This is a genomic window from Faecalimonas hominis (genome assembly GCF_054660755.1).
The window spans coordinates 1-2,219 of sequence record NZ_BAAHSH010000006.1; the positions used below are offsets into that span (position 1 = coordinate 1).

At 48.7% G+C, this 2,219-nt stretch carries 2 rRNA genes; both read right to left on the reverse strand.

The window, feature by feature from the left end:
- Positions 1-256: 256 nt before the first annotated feature.
- Positions 257-374: ribosomal RNA gene (gene rrf / locus ACYQ35_RS00905) — 5S ribosomal RNA — on the reverse strand.
- Between the two features lie 174 nt (positions 375-548).
- A 16S ribosomal RNA gene (locus ACYQ35_RS00910) occupies positions 549-2,080 on the reverse strand.
- Positions 2,081-2,219: the final 139 nt, after the last annotated feature.

Sequence of the window (2,219 nt, forward strand, 5' to 3'; positions counted from 1 at the left end):
CATCTGTTCTATTTTTTGACTGTTTTATCAGTCATTAGAAAACTGAATCCTTTTCAACTCTCTAATCACTGGTAAATCCAGTTATCTGTAACAGCACTTCCCTGCTGGTCGGGTTGGCATATCCTTCTGCTTTATCTCTTCTCCGCATATGCCTGTATCTATTCTTAAGACTCCGTGCAGCCTTTTCGCACGTCAGCCGGTTTCCCTCTCCTTTTCAAGGAGTCTCTTCCGCTTTTTCGTCTTTTTTCTTTTTATATACTGGCAGCCACCTACTCTTCCACACCGTCTCCAGTGCAGTACCATCGGCCTCTCAGGTCTTAACCATCGTGTTCGAGATGGGTACGGGTGTTTCCCCTGAGCGTATCGCCACCAGTAAACATTGAGTACTTAACGAGGTCTTTTCGAGTTTAGTACGAAAGTTGTTCTTTTTCTTTAGTGAGGTCTCTCACGAACTTAGGAAAAAGAACTTCCTCTAAGAACACTCATAATTAAACAATAAACTACCTTACTTCTTTTCCCTTTCGAAAAAAGCATTTCTATTTCCTTAGAAAGGAGGTGATCCAGCCGCACCTTCCGATACGGCTACCTTGTTACGACTTCACCCCAGTTATCAGTCCCACCTTCGGCAGCTCCTTCCTTTCGGTTAGGTCACTGACTTCGGGCGTTACCAACTCCCATGGTGTGACGGGCGGTGTGTACAAGACCCGGGAACGTATTCACCGCGACATTCTGATTCGCGATTACTAGCGATTCCAGCTTCATGTAGTCGAGTTGCAGACTACAATCCGAACTGAGACGTTATTTTTGAGATTTGCTCACACTCACATGCTTGCTTCCCTTTGTTTACGCCATTGTAGCACGTGTGTAGCCCTGGTCATAAGGGGCATGATGATTTGACGTCGTCCCCACCTTCCTCCAGGTTATCCCTGGCAGTCTCTCCAGAGTGCCCAACTTTACTTGCTGGCTACTGAAGATAGGGGTTGCGCTCGTTGCGGGACTTAACCCAACATCTCACGACACGAGCTGACGACAACCATGCACCACCTGTCTTCCCTGTCCCGAAAGAAAGGACACATTACTGTCCGGTCAGGGAGATGTCAAGACCAGGTAAGGTTCTTCGCGTTGCTTCGAATTAAACCACATGCTCCACCGCTTGTGCGGGTCCCCGTCAATTCCTTTGAGTTTCATTCTTGCGAACGTACTCCCCAGGTGGACTACTTATTGCGTTGGCTGCGGCACCGAAGTACTTTGTACCCCGACACCTAGTAGTCATCGTTTACGGCGTGGACTACCAGGGTATCTAATCCTGTTTGCTCCCCACGCTTTCGAGCCTCAACGTCAGTTATCGTCCAGTAAGCCGCCTTCGCCACTGATGTTCCTCCTAATATCTACGCATTTCACCGCTACACTAGGAATTCCGCTTACCTCTCCGACACTCTAGAAGCACAGTTTCCAAAGCAGTCACGGGGTTGAGCCCCGGGCTTTCACTTCAGACTTGCACTTCCGTCTACGCTCCCTTTACACCCAGTAAATCCGGATAACGCTTGCCCCCTACGTATTACCGCGGCTGCTGGCACGTAGTTAGCCGGGGCTTCTTAGTCAGGTACCGTCATTTTCTTCCCTGCTGATAGAAGTTTACATACCGAAATACTTCTTCCTTCACGCGGCGTCGCTGCATCAGGGTTTCCCCCATTGTGCAATATTCCCCACTGCTGCCTCCCGTAGGAGTTTGGGCCGTGTCTCAGTCCCAATGTGGCCGGTCACCCTCTCAGGTCGGCTACTGATCGTCGGCTTGGTAGGCCGTTACCCCACCAACTACCTAATCAGACGCGGGTCCATCTCATACCACCGGAGTTTTTCACACTGCACCATGCGGTGCTGTATGCTTATGCGGTATTAGCAGTCATTTCTAACTGTTATCCCCCTGTATGAGGCAGGTTACCCACGCGTTACTCACCCGTCCGCCACTCAGTCACTTCCTCTTTCCTCCGAAGATTCAATCGAAAGCGCTTCGTTCGACTTGCATGTGTTAAGCACGCCGCCAGCGTTCATCCTGAGCCAGGATCAAACTCTCGTTAAAAGTGTTTTCCCGTTCAAGAATCACTACTAGCAATTCTATCCCTTTTACTGTTTGGTTTATCAGATTCCTCTGATACGTTCTTTAAATTTCTCTTAGAAATTTTCAGGTTCGTTGTCTATTGTTTAATTATCAATGTTCT